General features: G+C 67.5%; 14 protein-coding genes. 8 read left to right on the top strand and 6 right to left on the bottom strand.

All coding sequences use genetic code 11. The annotated features are described in order from the left end of the window. Window positions 1-13 precede the first annotated feature (13 nt). Together ACMX2H_RS05000 and ACMX2H_RS04995 are read left to right on the top strand one after the other, a co-directional pair. Window positions 14-979: a DnaJ C-terminal domain-containing protein gene (locus tag ACMX2H_RS05000; protein WP_414959302.1), complete on the top strand. Its 966-nt coding sequence runs from the start codon at window positions 14-16 to the stop codon at window positions 977-979. 80 nt (window positions 980-1,059) lie between these two features. Beyond that, the gene (locus tag ACMX2H_RS04995; RefSeq protein WP_414959404.1) at window positions 1,060-1,467 is read left to right on the top strand and encodes a heat shock protein transcriptional repressor HspR; all 408 of its coding nucleotides are present in this window, start codon (window positions 1,060-1,062) and stop codon (window positions 1,465-1,467) included. A gap of 93 nt (window positions 1,468-1,560) precedes the next feature. On the opposite strand, the gene ACMX2H_RS04990 is transcribed toward ACMX2H_RS04995, so the two are convergent. Continuing rightward, the gene (locus ACMX2H_RS04990; RefSeq protein WP_414959300.1) at window positions 1,561-2,103 is read right to left on the bottom strand and encodes a COG4315 family predicted lipoprotein; all 543 of its coding nucleotides are present in this window, start codon (window positions 2,101-2,103) and stop codon (window positions 1,561-1,563) included. Window positions 2,104-2,359: 256 nt separating this feature from the next. Here ACMX2H_RS04990 and ACMX2H_RS04985 point away from each other — a divergent pair, with 256 nt between their 5' ends. Continuing rightward, window positions 2,360-2,857, top strand: coding sequence for a sigma-70 family RNA polymerase sigma factor (locus tag ACMX2H_RS04985; RefSeq protein ID WP_414959299.1), 498 nt, complete (start codon window positions 2,360-2,362; stop codon window positions 2,855-2,857). Further along, window positions 2,854-3,510 carry an anti-sigma factor gene (locus ACMX2H_RS04980; RefSeq protein ID WP_414959297.1) on the top strand — a complete coding sequence of 219 codons (657 nt, stop codon included), beginning with the start codon at window positions 2,854-2,856 and terminating at the stop codon, window positions 3,508-3,510. The genes ACMX2H_RS04985 and ACMX2H_RS04980 overlap by 4 nt, the downstream gene beginning before the upstream one ends. Before the next feature lie 23 nt (window positions 3,511-3,533). Here ACMX2H_RS04980 and trmB read toward each other — a convergent pair whose 3' ends face one another. Then, a complete protein-coding gene (trmB, locus tag ACMX2H_RS04975) occupies window positions 3,534-4,445 on the bottom strand; it encodes a tRNA (guanosine(46)-N7)-methyltransferase TrmB (protein WP_414959295.1) in 912 nt (303 codons plus the stop codon). 238 nt (window positions 4,446-4,683) lie between these two features. Here trmB and ACMX2H_RS04970 point away from each other — a divergent pair, with 238 nt between their 5' ends. Together ACMX2H_RS04970 and ACMX2H_RS04965 are read left to right on the top strand one after the other, a co-directional pair. Beyond that, entirely contained in the window at window positions 4,684-6,411 is a 1,728-nt protein-coding gene (locus ACMX2H_RS04970; protein ID WP_414959293.1) for a DEAD/DEAH box helicase, read from the top strand. A 281-nt stretch (window positions 6,412-6,692) separates the two neighbouring features. Further along, window positions 6,693-7,124 carry a YccF domain-containing protein gene (locus ACMX2H_RS04965; RefSeq protein ID WP_414959292.1) on the top strand — a complete coding sequence of 144 codons (432 nt, stop codon included), beginning with the start codon at window positions 6,693-6,695 and terminating at the stop codon, window positions 7,122-7,124. Between the two features lie 76 nt (window positions 7,125-7,200). On the opposite strand, the gene ACMX2H_RS04960 is transcribed toward ACMX2H_RS04965, so the two are convergent. Continuing rightward, window positions 7,201-7,671: a pyridoxamine 5'-phosphate oxidase family protein gene (locus ACMX2H_RS04960; protein WP_414959290.1), complete on the bottom strand. Its 471-nt coding sequence runs from the start codon at window positions 7,669-7,671 to the stop codon at window positions 7,201-7,203. Window positions 7,672-7,902: 231 nt separating this feature from the next. Here ACMX2H_RS04960 and ACMX2H_RS04955 point away from each other — a divergent pair, with 231 nt between their 5' ends. Beyond that, entirely contained in the window at window positions 7,903-8,466 is a 564-nt protein-coding gene (locus ACMX2H_RS04955) for a YceI family protein (protein WP_414959288.1), read from the top strand. Window positions 8,467-8,542: 76 nt separating this feature from the next. Here the strand turns inward: ACMX2H_RS04955 and ACMX2H_RS04950 are convergent, their stop codons facing one another. Then, window positions 8,543-9,103: a HutD/Ves family protein gene (locus ACMX2H_RS04950; protein WP_414959287.1), complete on the bottom strand. Its 561-nt coding sequence runs from the start codon at window positions 9,101-9,103 to the stop codon at window positions 8,543-8,545. Window positions 9,104-9,122: 19 nt separating this feature from the next. Continuing rightward, window positions 9,123-9,650 (bottom strand): GNAT family N-acetyltransferase, encoded by a 528-nt coding sequence (locus tag ACMX2H_RS04945; RefSeq protein WP_414959285.1) that lies wholly within the window; start codon window positions 9,648-9,650, stop codon window positions 9,123-9,125. Window positions 9,651-9,878: 228 nt separating this feature from the next. Between ACMX2H_RS04945 and clpB the strand changes: the two genes are divergently transcribed. Beyond that, window positions 9,879-12,503, top strand: a complete 2,625-nt coding sequence (gene clpB, locus ACMX2H_RS04940) for an ATP-dependent chaperone ClpB (RefSeq protein WP_414959283.1) — start codon at window positions 9,879-9,881, stop codon at window positions 12,501-12,503. Window positions 12,504-12,602: 99 nt separating this feature from the next. On the opposite strand, the gene ACMX2H_RS04935 is transcribed toward clpB, so the two are convergent. Continuing rightward, window positions 12,603-13,748 carry a septum formation family protein gene (locus ACMX2H_RS04935; RefSeq protein ID WP_414959282.1) on the bottom strand — a complete coding sequence of 382 codons (1,146 nt, stop codon included), beginning with the start codon at window positions 13,746-13,748 and terminating at the stop codon, window positions 12,603-12,605. Window positions 13,749-13,943 lie beyond the last annotated feature (195 nt).

Raw genomic sequence — 13,943 nt, 5'->3', positions numbered from 1 at the left:
AGGAGGCGCCTGCATGGCTAGCCAGGACTGGGTCGAGAAGGACTTCTACAAGATCCTCGGTGTCTCCAAAGATGCGTCCGACGCCGACATCAAGAAGGCCTACCGTAAACTCGCCCGGACGCACCACCCGGACACCAATTCGGGCGACGCTGCGTCGGAGAAAAAATTCAAGGATGTCTCCGAGGCATACTCCGTCCTGTCGGACCCGGAGGAACGCGAGCAATACGACGCGATCCGGGCGATGGGCAGCGGCGCCCGCTTCAGCGCCGGTGGGCCGGGCAGTGCCGGCGGGCCCGGGGCCGGCGGCTTCGAGGACATCTTCGGCAACCTGTTTGGCCAAGGTTCGCGCACCCGGACCAGCACGGCCGGAAACGTGCCGCCGGAGTTCGCCGACCTGTTCGGCGGTTTCGGTGGCTACCAGCAGCAGCCGCCGCGCAAGGGAACTGACCGCACCGCGAGCACCAGCATCTCCTTTGCCGGTTCGATCAACGGCACCACCATCGGATTGCGTGAGCCCAGCGGCGAGGTCATCGATGTGCGGATTCCCGCCGGCATCAAGGACGGGCAGAAGGTCCGCGTCCGCGGCAAGGGCCAGCCGGGTCCGGCCGGCTCCGGTGACCTGATGGTGACCGTCAACGTCAAGCCGCACCCCTTCTTCCAGCGCGACGGCGACAACATCCGGATCCACGTCCCGGTAACCTTCCCGGAAGCCGCCCTGGGAGCACAGATCGAAGTGCCGACGCTGGCCGGTGAATTCGTCAAGGTCAAGGTGCCGGCCGGAACGCCTTCCGGCCGGACGCTGCGCGTGAAGGGACGCGGAGTGAAGACCTCGAAGAACACCGGCGACCTGCTGGTCACCATCGATGTGGTGGTCCCGCAGAACCTTGGCAAGGAAGCAGAAGAAGCGGTCAACGCCTTCGCGGCGGCGACAGCAGGATCGGACCCGCGCGGCAACCTTGCCGCCAAGGCGCGGTTGTAGCGGACCGGTTTTTCAGCAGACCGGAAAGACCGGGCGGTAAAAGCGCGCAGCGCAGGAGGGAGAGCACCGTGGGTATAGATATGAATGCGCCGATTTTCGTGATTTCCGTGGCCGCCGAACTGGCTGACATGCACCCGCAGACCCTGCGCCAGTATGACCGACTCGGCCTGGTCTCCCCGTCGCGTCAGCGCGGCCGCCAGCGCCGCTATTCGCAGCAGGACGTCAACACGCTGCGCGAAGTCCAGCGGTTGTCCCAGGAAGGCGTTTCGCTGGAAGGGATCAAGCGGATCCTGCAACTGCAGAATGAGGTCGCTGCCCTGCAGGCCCAGGTTCGGGAACTGTCCGAGGAACTGGTGTCCCGACAGCGCCGTGCCGATTCCAGCCGCGTGTTCGCCGCGGGGCTGGCAGGAGATGTGGTCAGCCTGGTCCGCGGCCAACGGCCGCGTCCGCGCAGCCAGGCACTGATGGTGTGGCGCCCGCAGCGTTGATCCGTTCTCGGGGCGCCGCCCGCCGTGCCGCCGGGAGGGACCCGCAGCCACCCGGTCCCCGTCCGGGCAGTTGCGGGCGGATGGCGGCTCGGGTTATTTGATCATGTCTCCGTTGGGGGCAACTACGTACCAGACCTCGTTCACGTCCTGCCCGGTGGTGTCGCCGGGGGCCTTGTCCTGGGCCCAGTAGTAGATCGGCATGCCGTTGAGCGTGACCTGCTTCTTGCCGTCAGGGGTGTCGATGAGCCCCACCTTGGCGGTGACCCCGTCGAGCTTCGGCTCTGTCTCGGCCAGTACCGGCGGCCACGCGGCCAAGCAATCGCCGGTGCAGGCGCTCTTGCCCGAGTTGGGAACATCTTTGGTGAAGTAGTAGACGGTCATGCCCTTGCCGTCCACGACGATGGTGCCGAGATCGGTCTCCGCGGTGGCCAGCGTGTCGGCAGCGCCCATTTCGCTGCCGGCCTGCCCGCTCTCCGACATCTGCGGGGACGCCGATTCCGACGCCATGCCGGATTCGCTCGCCGGCGGCGCCTGCGTCGCGGCGGGCTGTTCGGTGCCTGAGCCGCCGCCGCAACCGGCCAGGACCAGCATGCCAGCGGCCAGCAGGGCGGCCCGGGCTGTCTGTGTGATTTTCATGAGGGTTCCTTTGCCGTCTCCCCGGTGCTGCCCGGAGCGCGGTGCCGCGGGGCGCGACCCGCTATTGGCAAAAGACGCCGCACCCGCCCACAATGGTTCAACGCCGGGCCGTCGAAAATATCGCACCGATGATTGCGGGCCGGATGAACCGGAAGGCCGCCGCCGTCGTCGTACTGTATAGAAGAAGTCTGGACCGCGCCGGACACCCGGCCACGGGCAGTACGCAGGGCGGTTCCCATCCAGGGAGGAGGCGGCCGTGTCACTTGATGACGAGGCTGTGGCCCGCCTCTACCGCGAGCACGCCACGGCGCTGCGGCGGTTCGTGCGCGCCGCCACCTCCAACGCGGACCAAGTGGAGGACGTTGTCCAGGAAACGATCCTGCGGGTGTGGAAACGCGGCCCGGAAACGGAGAACATGCGCGGCTACCTGTACCAGACCGCCCGGCACGTCATCATCGACGGTTACCGGCGCCGCAGCCGCAGGCCGGAAGAGGCCGAACTGGGCGAGGACGGGCCGGCCATTGAAGAAGACCAGTTTGACCGGCTGTTGCTGCGCGTGGTCATGGAGGAAGCCCTGGCACGGATCAGCACGGACCACCGCAACATCGTGGTGGCCCTGCATTACCAGCGGCTCACTGCCGCTGAGGCCGCGCAGTCGCTGGGCATTCCGCTGGGCACGGTGAAGTCGCGGGCGTTTTACGCGGCGAAGGCCCTGCGGTCGGTACTGGACGAGATGGGGGTGGGTCAGCCGTGAACACCAGCGAGGAACAGCACCAACTGCTTGGGCTCTATATTCTGGGCGGGCTGGATCGCCATGAACGGGCGGCCTTCGAAGAGCATCTGGCGGGCTGCCCGGACTGCCGGCGTGAAGCGGCCGAACTGGAGTCGCTGCCGGATCTGCTGGACGCGCTGCCGCGCAGCGTGGCGCTGGACTTGGAAACACCGCCGCCGCATGAGCTCGAGGAACGCACCCGCGAGCTGGTGGATGAACTGGCCCTGCGGCGCAGGAAAGAACGACGCCGGTGGACCGGGCTGGTGGCGGCAGTGGCGGGGGTGTGCCTGGTGGCCGGGGCATCGGTCGGGCCGCTGCTGGCCCAGCAGCAACAACCGCCGTCGGATACCTACACCATGACGGCCGACGGCGGCCTGCAGCTTGACGTGGCCCTGGTGCACAAGACCTGGGGGACGGAGATGGCCGTGGCGGGGGAGAAGCTGCCCGAGGACGGCATCCTCACCCTGTGGGTGACGGGTAAGTCCGGCTACACCTATCAGGTGGCATCCTGGCAGGCCACTCCGGCCGGCCGTGCCACCCTCACCGCAGCCTGCGCCATGGACACCGACCAGATCGCCCAGGTGGAACTGCGCGATGATGCGGACACAACGCTGGCGGCGGTGGCCACCAACTAAGCCCCTGCCGGGGCCGGGTTGGATCAGTTCCTGCGGTAGGCGAGGTCGAAGATCATCCGTCCCGCGTCGTGCGCCTTCTGCTCGAAGCTGGTCATGGTCCGGCCGGCGAAGCGGGGTGCCCAGCCGCCAAGATCGTCCATGCCTTCGCCGGTGCTGGCGTTGCCGGTGCTGACCGGGACCTTGCCCTCGCGCACCGGCGCGCCGCCCACAACCCCTTCGACGCCGCTTTCCCAGACCTGGGTCAACGGGCTGTCGGTGCCGGTGCGTTCGCCGGCATACAGATTGCTGAAGTGCGGCGACGCGTCGGCGACCCGGCGCATCTGGATCGCGTAATCGGACCAGTCGGTGGCCAACCGCCAGATCCCGCCCGGCTGCAGCACGCGGGCTGCAAGCTCCGCGAAGCTGTCCTGTACCAGCCGGCGCTTGTGGTGGCGGGTCTTGTGCCACGGGTCGGGGAAGAACACCCAGAGCTCGGAGAGCGAGGCCTCGGGCAACATCGTGGCCAAGGCCTCCGGGGCGTTCACCTGGGCGACGCGGACGTTGGCCAAGCCGCGCTGGCCGATCCGCAGCAGGGTTTGCGCCAGTCCGGGACGGTAGACCTCCAAGGCCAGGAAATTCCGGTCCGGATCCTGTTCGGCAGCGTGGCACACGGCTTCGCCCAGGCCGGAGCCAATCTCCACCACCAGCGGGGCCGAGCGCCCAAAGGCTGTGTCCGGATCGAAGACGTAGTCCGGGTCCACCGTCGTGTCGCCGCCGTCCCGCGGGAGGTCGATCGCGAACTTCGGGGCGTAGTCGTCCCAGGCCTGCTGGCGGCGGCCCTGCAGCCGCGAGCCGCGGCGCACAAAGCTGACGGGCTGGGCGAGATGGACGGGCGGCGTGCGTCGCGCACCGTCGTCGTACGCGGAAGATTCAGGGGTGGGGGAGTTGCTGGTCATCCCTACCAGCGTATCGGCTGCGCGGGTGCGGCCCGGCCCTGCTGTTAGACTGGAGGTACTCGAAAACGCAATTGACGCGTTTTCCTGCGTCGATGAACGCTTTCATTTGCACCGCCGCTTTTCCGTCTGACGACGTGACCGGGCTGATCCGGGGCGGTTGGCACTGTCTGATTTTTCTTCGGCGACCCTGGGCTGACCTGCCGCGGGGACACTGACCGGAAGACATTTGCACTTTACTATGACTACTTTTGCTGCCCTTGGCGTGCCCAAGCCCCTCGCTGCGAAGCTCGCTGCCGACGGCATTGAAGCCCCGTTCCCCATCCAGGCCGAGACGCTGCCCGATACGCTGGCCGGCCGTGACGTGCTGGGCCGCGGCCGCACGGGCTCCGGCAAGACCTTGGCCTTCGCACTGCCGCTGGTGGCACGGCTGGCCGAGCGCGAAGCCGCCCATTTCCGCAAGCCGGGCCGCCCGCTGGGCCTGGTGCTGGCGCCCACGCGTGAACTGGCCACGCAGATCAACAACACCATCGAACCGCTGGCGGCCGAGCTGGGCCTGAACACCACGGTGATTTACGGCGGCGTCTCGCAGCAGCGCCAGGAAAAGGCACTGCGCGGCGGCATCGACATTGTGATTGCCTGCCCGGGCCGGCTCGAAGACCTGATGAAGCAGAAGATCATCACGCTGGAATCGGTGGAAATCACCGTGCTGGATGAGGCCGACCACATGGCCGATCTGGGCTTCCTGCCCGTGGTGAAGAAGCTGCTGGACACCACTCCGGCCGGCGGCCAGCGGCTGCTGTTCTCCGCCACGTTGGACAACGGCGTGGACAAGCTGGTGCAGCGCTACCTGTCCAGCCCGCTGACGCACTCCGTCGACGACCCGCAGGCCGCGGTCACCACCATGGAGCATCACGTACTGGTGACACGCGACGCTTCGGAAAAGAAGCAGGTGCTCAACAAGCTGGCGTCCGGCACCGGCCGCCGCGTGCTGTTCACCCGCACCAAGCACCACGCCCGCAAGCTGGCCAAGGCGCTGACGGCCGCCGGCATCCCTGCGGTGGACCTGCACGGCAACCTGTCGCAGAACGCACGCGACCGCAACCTGGCCGAGTTCTCCTCCGGCGACGTGCGGGTGCTGGTGGCCACCGACGTCGCGGCCCGCGGCGTGCACGTGGACGAGGTGGAACTCGTGATCCACGTGGACCCGCCCACCGAGCACAAGGCGTACCTGCACCGCTCCGGCCGCACCGCCCGCGCCGGGTCCGACGGCACGGTGGTGACCCTGGCGCTGCCGGAACAGCGACTCGAGGTCGGCAAGCTGATGAAGGCCGCCGGCGTGGACGTGGCCTTCGAGAACGTCAGCGCCTCCTCTGAGCTGCTGGTGAACCTGGTGGGCGAGGTCGCCGCACCGGTGGATCCGCAGCTGCGCGCCCAGCAGCAGGCGGCGAAGATGCCGCAGCGCGGCGGCGGTACCTCCACCGGCGCCAACGCCCAGCGCAAGCGGGCCCTGCGTACCGGTGGTGGCCGCGGCAACGCCGGTTCCCGCAACGCCGGTTCCCGCAGCGGTGGAGCCCGCACCGGTGAGAGCCGCCAGCAGGCCGGTGCCGCCCGAGGCGGCCGGCCGGAATCCGGTCAGCGCCAGCCCTCGCGCGGCGAGAACCGCGGCGGCCGCTCCCAGGACGTTGCGGCCCCCAGCCACGGCAGCCACCGGAGCAGCTCCGGCACTTCGGCTTCGGCCGGGCGCCAGTCCGCCGGCTCGGCTGGCGGCCGCACCGGCTCGGGCGCAGCACGCTCCGGCGGCGCCGGCCGTTCCGGCGGCGCACAGCGATCCGCCGGTGCCGCGCGCTCCGCAGGCGGCACCCGTCCGGTGTACCGCTCGGAGACTCCGGCCACCGAGCGCCCGGCCCGCCGGGGACCGCGCCGCGCCACGGCTCCGGCATCGCAGGAGAAGCGCCGGACCAGCTAGCCACGCCGGAGCTGGCCAGGCCAGAGCTGGTCCAGCCATAGCTAGCCGACCCCGAGCTGGCCAGCTAGTTTGCCAAGCAGGCTAGCCGCTTCCGTTCCTGGCTCCGGACCGCGGACTGACGAAGGCCGCAGGGTGACCCTCCAGCTGGAAGGGCCACCCTGCGGCCTTCGCGCCGTCTTCCACCGGGAAAGGCCCCAGGGTATGCGCTGCCGTCAGGTTCAGGGGCAGTTCAGGGGCGACCCGCATAGCGGCCGGCGGCACCGGCGGGCCAGAATGGAGGGATGAAGGCCCTTCTGAACATCATCTGGCTGCTCTTCGGCGGCATCTGGCTCGCCCTGGGATATTTCCTGGCCGGCATCGTGTGCTGCCTGTTGATCGTGACGATCCCGTTTGGCATCGCCTCGTTCCGGATCGCGGGCTACGCTTTGTGGCCGTTCGGACGGATGGTGGTGGACCGCGGTGGACGCACCTACTTCCTGTCCACGCTGGGAAACATCATCTGGATCCTGGTGGCCGGCATCTGGATCGCGATCGGGCACGTGCTGACCGCCATCGCGCAGGCCATCACCATCATCGGGATTCCGCTGGCCATTGCGAACATCAAAATGATCCCGGTGTCCCTCACACCGTTGGGCAAAGAGATCGTGTCCACCGACCGGATGTTCCGCGGTTATGTTGCCGGCTACCAGCCGGGCTCCGCTACCTGGCGCTAAGAGTTCGTGGCTCGGCCGCAGGGCGCGCCAACCTGGCCGGCGGCCGTGTGGCCAGCACTCCCGTCCACCTCGGGCGCTATTCGATCCGAAGCCGGTGGCTGTCGCTGAGTCCGGGGCCGCGGCGGGCTGACGCCGGCACCACAAAACGCCGTCCGGTCACGACCGTGGGAACGATGCGAACGAAATTGTTCTTCTCACCCGACTGCCAGGGGAACAGCGGCAGCATGGCCGATTCCAGCACGTCGTCGATCGTGATCATCCGCTGGGCGCTGCCCCGCGCCACCACGCTCCATGCCACGCTGGTGTCCGGATTGAAGCCGTCGACCTCCATCACCACCTCGTTGGCCAGGGCGGCGTCCAGTTTGGTTCCCGGGGCGGAACGGAACACCAGGCTTCCGTGGTCTACCACGTAATTGACCGGAAAAATCTCCGGATGGGACTCGACGATGACTCCCAGCCGGCCAAAGTCGGCGCTGCGGAACAACTTCCAGCAATCGTCCGCCGGCAACTGGGTGGTTGAAGACGGCATCTCGTTCGCGGTGGTCATGGCATCAGTGTATTGGTCCCCGGCGGACCGGGACAGGGGTGGCCTCAACGGGACGAGCGCGGATTTGCCGTCGGAGACGCGGCTCGGAAATACACGGCCAATGTGGTGCAATGCTCCCCATTATGTGTTGGAATTACCACACGAGCCGCACGCGGCTGAAGGGGACGGCCAGACGCATCGATCTGTCAGTGGGGGAGACAGCGCCTGTGCCCATGAGGAGGAGGCTCTGCCATGTCCGAACTAACTTCGGATCTATCCGGCGAGTGGCGGTTCGATCCGGCGCATACGCGCATCGGCTTTTCCACCCGCCACGCCATGGTGACCAAAGTCCGCGGGGCGTTCAACGACATAGAGGGTGTCATCCAGGCCGACGTGGACAACCCGGCCAATTCCTCGGTCAGGCTCAGCATCAAGGTCGCCAGCATCGATACCCGCAGCCCGCAGCGGGACGAGCACTTGCGGACGAACGATTTCTTTGACGCGCCCAACTACCCGGAGATCACGTTTGTCAGCACGCGAATCGACCAGGTGGAGGCCGGCAACTTCATTGTCAACGGCGACCTCACCATCCGCGGCGTCACCAAGCAGGTGGCGGTGCCAATCGACTTTATCGGCGTGGAACGGGACCCGGGCGGACAGCTGCGCGCAGGCTTCGAAGGTTCCCGACGCATCGACCGCCAGGAGTTCGGCGTCAAGTGGAACACTGCCTTGGATTCGGGCGGCATGCTGGTCTCGGACCGCGTGATGCTGGAATTCGAAGTCTCCGCCGTCAAGGTGGAATCCGCCCGGCAGTAAAGGCCCGGCAGCAACCCGCCCGGCAGCAACCCGCCCGGCAGCAGGGGTCCGGCGGCAAGGGGACAGCGAGCCGCGGTTAGTCGGCAGCCTGGTACACCGAAATCAGGGCAGCGAACCCGCGTCCGCTGACCTGGGCAGGAACCGCTGAGCCGACCACGGTGTCGTAGGTGTCCAACGGGTGCAGGCTGCCGTCCGCGGACGCCTGCGCCTGGCCCTGCAGCAGCATCAGGAACTGTCCGTCAGCGACAGTCAGCGGCTGCTTCTTGGACAGTTCGACGATCAACAGTCCCGCGCCCCAGGTCCCGCGGCGTGCCATGACATTCAGTGCCCGGCACGGCCCGGTGGGCAGGCTGCATTCGGCGCTGCTGCCGCCGTCGAACCGGAATGGCCGGAACCGTTCCATCTGGTGCTGCGTGCCGTCCACGGTCAGGAAGGCGACGTCGCCGTCCACCACGGTGAAAATCCGGTCCATGCCGGGAAATTCGGAAAAGCTGCCGTCCGAAACGACGTCCGCCAGGCTCAGCCGCCACGCCGGGAGCCCATCGGCGCCCACGGCGCCGGCCGCAACCTCCCGGGTCACACCGCCGCCGTTCCGCCACCGCTGTTCCTTCAGCGAGGCTGCAGGGATGATGTCCATGGGGCTCCTTGTCCGGATGTTATAGCTGCCGGTTCCAGTTCAACACATAGGCGTCCTGGTAGCCGTCCGGGCCGCTGATGGCCGTCGTCTCGTTGCGCTCGAATCCCAGCGACCTGACGATGCGGAGGGACGCGGTGTTGTCCGGATGGACCAGCGCCAGGATTGGCGGCAACTCCAGGAACTCGTTGACGTGGACGACGACGGCGCCCACCGCCTCGCGTCCGTAACCGCGGTGCCACACGGCCGCGTCGAAGCGGAAATAGAGGTTCAGCACCGGCCGGCCGGACAGCGAGACATGCCTGACCCCCGCGAAGCCGATGGCCTCTTCGCGGCCGGGCAGGCGGACGGCAAAGTAGCCCACCCCGTAGTTTTCCCACTGGGCTTCCCAGCGCTGGAAGAGGCCGTCGGCTTCCTCGTTCCATTGCAGCGCGTCCGACGGGTTGAAGCGCGTGGTGCGCCGGTCGGAGAGGATGCGGAACATGGCGTCGATGTCTCCCGGGGTCGGCTGGTTCAGCAGCAGCCGGGCCGTTTCCAGCATCGTTTCCATTGACCGCCCACCTCGGTTCTGGATGTTTGAGCACGTCCCGCCTACAGCCTAGGCGTCCGGAGCCCTTCCGGGCAGCCCATGGTAGCGACAGGATAGTAAGAGTCAACGGGTGCAGCAGCCTGTGGATAACTTTACTTTGAAAGTTGAGTTGACTAGACTCAAGTTAGCTATTTCGACCAGTACTACTGCGGCTGGGCGGATCCTCAGGGAGTGAAAGGGAGATGAGCGTTGGACGCTAAATTCACCACCAAGAGCCAAGAAGCGCTGTCGGCTGCTGCCATGAATGCGTCAACGGCTGGCAATCCTCAGATCGAACCAGCCCACCTGCTCAAGGCCCTGATGGACCAGCGCGACGGCGTGGCCGTCGCCGTGCTGAAGTCGGCCGGCGCGGACCCGGACTCGGTGAGCGTGCAGGCGAGTACCGCGATCAAGGCACTGCCGTCGTCGTCGGGATCCTCGGTAGCGCAGGCCCAGTATTCCCGGGGGCTGCTCCAAGCGGTCCAGGCGGCCCAGCAGGAGGCGGAGCAACTGGGGGATACCTATGTCTCCACCGAGCACCTGCTGCTGGGGCTCTCGGCGGACAGCTCCGCCGTCGGAAAGATCCTGCGGGACGCCGGCGCCTCCCATGAGGCGCTGCTCGCCGCGCTGCCGGGCGTCCGCGGGGACCGGAAGGTCAACAGCGCGGACCCGGAGAATACCTTCCAGGCGCTGGAAAAATTCGGCACCGACCTGACCGCCATAGCGCGCTCCGGCAAGTTGGATCCGGTGATCGGCCGCGACTCGGAAATCCGCCGCGTGGTCCAGGTGCTCTCGCGCCGGACCAAGAACAACCCGGTGCTGATCGGCGAGCCCGGCGTCGGCAAAACCGCGGTGGTGGAGGGGCTGGCGCAGCGGATCGTGGCCGGCGATGTGCCCGAATCGCTGCGCGGCAAGACGCTGATGTCGCTGGACCTCGCCGCCATGGTGGCCGGCGCCAAGTACCGCGGCGAGTTCGAGGAGCGGCTGAAGGCCGTGCTGGAGGAGATCAAGAACTCCGACGGACAGATTGTCACCTTCATCGACGAGATCCACACCGTGGTCGGTGCAGGGGCGTCCGAAGGTTCGATGGACGCCGGCAATATGCTCAAGCCGATGCTGGCCCGCGGCGAGCTCAGGCTGATCGGCGCCACCACGCTGGACGAATACCGTGAAAACATCGAGAAGGACCCGGCACTGGAGCGCCGCTTCCAGCAGGTCTACGTGGGCGAGCCGAGCGTGGAGGACACCATCGGCATCCTGCGCGGGCTCAAGGAACGCTACGAGGCGCACCACAAGGTTTCCATCGGCGACTCGGCCCTGGTGGCCGCCGCGACCCTCTCCAACCGGTATATCTCCGGCCGGCAGCTGCCGGACAAGGCCATCGACCTGGTGGACGAGGCCGCCTCGCGGTTGCGGATGGAAATCGACTCCGCGCCCGAGGAGATTGACCAGCTGCGCCGCGCCGTCGACCGGCTCACCATGGAAGAGCTGGCGCTGGCCAATGAAACGGATGCGGCCTCGCGGGACCGGCTGGAAGCGCTGCGCGCCGATATGGCAGACAAGAAGGAGCAGCTGGCCGGCCTCAACTCCCGCTGGGAAGCGGAAAAGGCCGGGCTGAACCGGGTGGGCGACCTGAAGGCCAAGCTGGACGAGCTGCGCTCGCAGGCGGACAAGTCCCAGCGCGAGGGCGACCTGGCCGAGGCGTCGCGGATCCTGTACGGCGAGATCCCGACGCTGGAGAAGGAATTGGCCACTGCGCAGGCCGCCGAAGAGCAGGGCGGAGCCGACCGCGACCTGATGGTCTCCGAGGAGGTGACAGCGGACGACATTGCCGAGGTCATCTCCGCGTGGACCGGCATCCCGGCCGGACGCATGCTGCAGGGCGAAAGCCAGAAGCTGCTGCACATGGAGGAATTCATTGGCTCCCGGCTGATCGGCCAGAGCAAAGCGGTGGCCTCGGTGTCCGATGCGGTGCGGCGTGCACGCGCCGGCATCAGCGACCCCGACCGGCCCACCGGCTCGTTCCTCTTCCTGGGCCCCACCGGCGTGGGCAAGACGGAACTGGCCAAGGCGCTGGCGGACTTCCTGTTCGACGACGAACGCGCCATGGTCCGGATCGACATGAGCGAGTATTCGGAGAAGCATTCCGTGTCCCGCCTGGTCGGTGCCCCGCCCGGCTACGTGGGCTACGAGGAGGGCGGCCAGCTCACCGAGGCCGTGCGCCGGCGGCCGTACTCGGTAGTACTGCTGGATGAGGTGGAGAAGGCCCATCCCGAGGCCTTCGACATCCTGCTGCAGGTGCTCGACGACGGGCGCCTCACCGACGGGCAGGGCCGCACGGTGGACTTCCGCAACGTGATCCTGGTGCTGACCTCGAACCTGGGCTCGCAGTTCCTGGTGGACCAATCCATGGACCAGGAACAGAAGCGCGAAGCCGTCCTGAACGTGGTGCACGCCAGCTTCAAGCCCGAGTTCCTCAACCGGCTGGATGACGTGATCATCTTCGATCCGCTGAGCATCGAGGAGCTGTCCCGGATCGTGGACCTGCAAGTGGCCTCGCTTGCCGCCCGGCTGGCCGATCGCCGGCTGGTGCTCGAGGTCACGGACGCGGCCCGGGAATGGCTGGCGCTAGCCGGCTTCGATCCGGCCTTCGGCGCCCGGCCGCTGCGCCGGCTGGTGCAGCGCGAGATCGGCGACAAACTGGCCCGGGGCCTGCTGGCCGGCGAGATCAGCGACGGCGACACGGTGCTGGTGGATGCGCCGGAAATCGACGCTGCGGGCGGGGCCGGCGGCCTCACCGTGCAGGCAAAGGTAGGTGCGGTCCGTAACGGCTGACCCGGACCCCGCCTGCGGGAGACAGAGAGCCCGGCGGAAACACAACAGTCCGGCGACGCCGCGTAAGCGGTGGTCGCCGGACTGTTTACGTCAGCGGTCTTACTGACCCACCAGCGTGCCGGTGATCTCTTCGCCTTCGGCGGCGATCTTGAAGCAGTCGATTCTGCGGTCGCCCTGGGCCCAGGTTTCCTTGGACGGCATCCCGTAGGAGTCCTTCAGCTCCGGCTGGTCGGCCGCGGAGTCGTTGAGGACGACGGCGGTGCAGACCTCCTGTGCCTTCAGGTTCAGTTCGTCGGCACCCGGGAACTCTTCATCGGCGCCATAGGAATACGTTCCGACCAGCTGCGCCGTGTGCGGGGTGTCGCAGGTGACCACGGTGGCGTCACGCATGACGGCCTCGAAATCGGTGAAGCATTGGCCCTGCTGGAAGTCGAACGGGGAGACATCCTCGGCGATCACGCCGTCGGCGTTCGCTGTCTCGGCTTTGCTCTGCGACGTCGAGGGGCTGGCCGCACCGCCGGCCGGTGAACTGTTGGTCAGGCTGGAAACGATCAAGGCGATAATCACGATGGCTACGATGACCACGGCGCCGATAATGACCAGCGGCTTCCAATCGATGTTTCGGCCCGAGCCGGCAGCCGGATCCTCGGCGGCGCCGTCGTCGGCACTGCCTGGAGGCAGGCCGCCGTCGTTGTCAGTGTTGAGGGCCGTGCCGCCGTCGGGGGTGGCATACCACTTCTTTTCCGGCGCGGAACCGTCGGTACTCGCCGGTGCGGATTCCCAGTCCGACGGCGGGAGCACGGGCGACGTCGGTGACACCGCGGGCGACGACGGGGCGGCAGGCGACGCCGGGGCTGCGGCGGACGTCGGCCAGGGCTCCGGTGAGTGCGCGTCCGGGATCGCCGCGTCCTGGATCGACTCAGCGCTGTCCAGCCGGTCCTGGTCGCCCGCCGCCGCTCCCGCCGGCGCGGTGCCGCTAACTTTGATGTCGTCCTCGCGGTTGCCGCCGACCAGGCGGCCGGCAGCCTCAGCTTCCTCCTCTACCGCCTGGGCCTCGGCGGCAGCAACGGCCACATCGGCCTCGGCTGCGGTTTCGTCGCTGATCCGCGCCTCATGCAGGGTCGGTTCGGCCAGTTCGACGTCGTCGGCGCTCACATGGAGGTCAGGTTCCGGCACGTTGGGATCCTCCGGGCCCTCTGGTGAAGGCCTCCCGCGGTCCTCAGGCCGCTTGTCCTGTTCGCTCATGGGGAAACTTGCCTTCCGTGCGTGCTGTCCTCCGGGAGAAAAGGAGAACGGGTCCACGATGACTTTAGCCAACAATCCCGTTGTGCGGCACGATTTTGTCGTTTCCGGCCGGCGGGGAGCCGCTTCGTGGCCGCTGGCCACCGTGCCACGAGCAGCGTGGAAAACCATGTACCCTAGAGGTACGACAGAATTGAT

It is taken from the genome of Arthrobacter sulfonylureivorans (assembly GCF_047607445.1).
In the GTDB taxonomy this organism is placed as follows: domain Bacteria; phylum Actinomycetota; class Actinomycetes; order Actinomycetales; family Micrococcaceae; genus Crystallibacter; species Crystallibacter sulfonylureivorans_A.
Note: the sequence above shows the minus strand (reverse complement) of the source record. Positions and strands in the feature narration are given on the sequence as shown.

Excerpts from the sequence above, each read along its gene's own strand:
- ACMX2H_RS05000 (WP_414959302.1), top strand. The coding sequence starts at position 14 with ATGGCTAGCCAGGACTGGGTCGAGAAGGACTTCTACAAGATCCTCGGT.
- ACMX2H_RS04995 (WP_414959404.1), top strand. The coding sequence starts at position 1,060 with ATGAATGCGCCGATTTTCGTGATTTCCGTGGCCGCCGAACTGGCTGAC.
- ACMX2H_RS04990 (WP_414959300.1), bottom strand. The coding sequence starts at position 2,103 with ATGAAAATCACACAGACAGCCCGGGCCGCCCTGCTGGCCGCTGGCATG.
- trmB (WP_414959295.1), bottom strand. The coding sequence starts at position 4,445 with ATGACCAGCAACTCCCCCACCCCTGAATCTTCCGCGTACGACGACGGT.
- ACMX2H_RS04970 (WP_414959293.1), top strand. The coding sequence starts at position 4,684 with ATGACTACTTTTGCTGCCCTTGGCGTGCCCAAGCCCCTCGCTGCGAAG.
- ACMX2H_RS04965 (WP_414959292.1), top strand. The coding sequence starts at position 6,693 with ATGAAGGCCCTTCTGAACATCATCTGGCTGCTCTTCGGCGGCATCTGG.
- ACMX2H_RS04960 (WP_414959290.1), bottom strand. The coding sequence starts at position 7,671 with ATGACCACCGCGAACGAGATGCCGTCTTCAACCACCCAGTTGCCGGCG.
- ACMX2H_RS04955 (WP_414959288.1), top strand. The coding sequence starts at position 7,903 with ATGTCCGAACTAACTTCGGATCTATCCGGCGAGTGGCGGTTCGATCCG.
- ACMX2H_RS04950 (WP_414959287.1), bottom strand. The coding sequence starts at position 9,103 with ATGGACATCATCCCTGCAGCCTCGCTGAAGGAACAGCGGTGGCGGAAC.
- ACMX2H_RS04945 (WP_414959285.1), bottom strand. The coding sequence starts at position 9,650 with ATGGAAACGATGCTGGAAACGGCCCGGCTGCTGCTGAACCAGCCGACC.
- ACMX2H_RS04935 (WP_414959282.1), bottom strand. The coding sequence starts at position 13,748 with ATGAGCGAACAGGACAAGCGGCCTGAGGACCGCGGGAGGCCTTCACCA.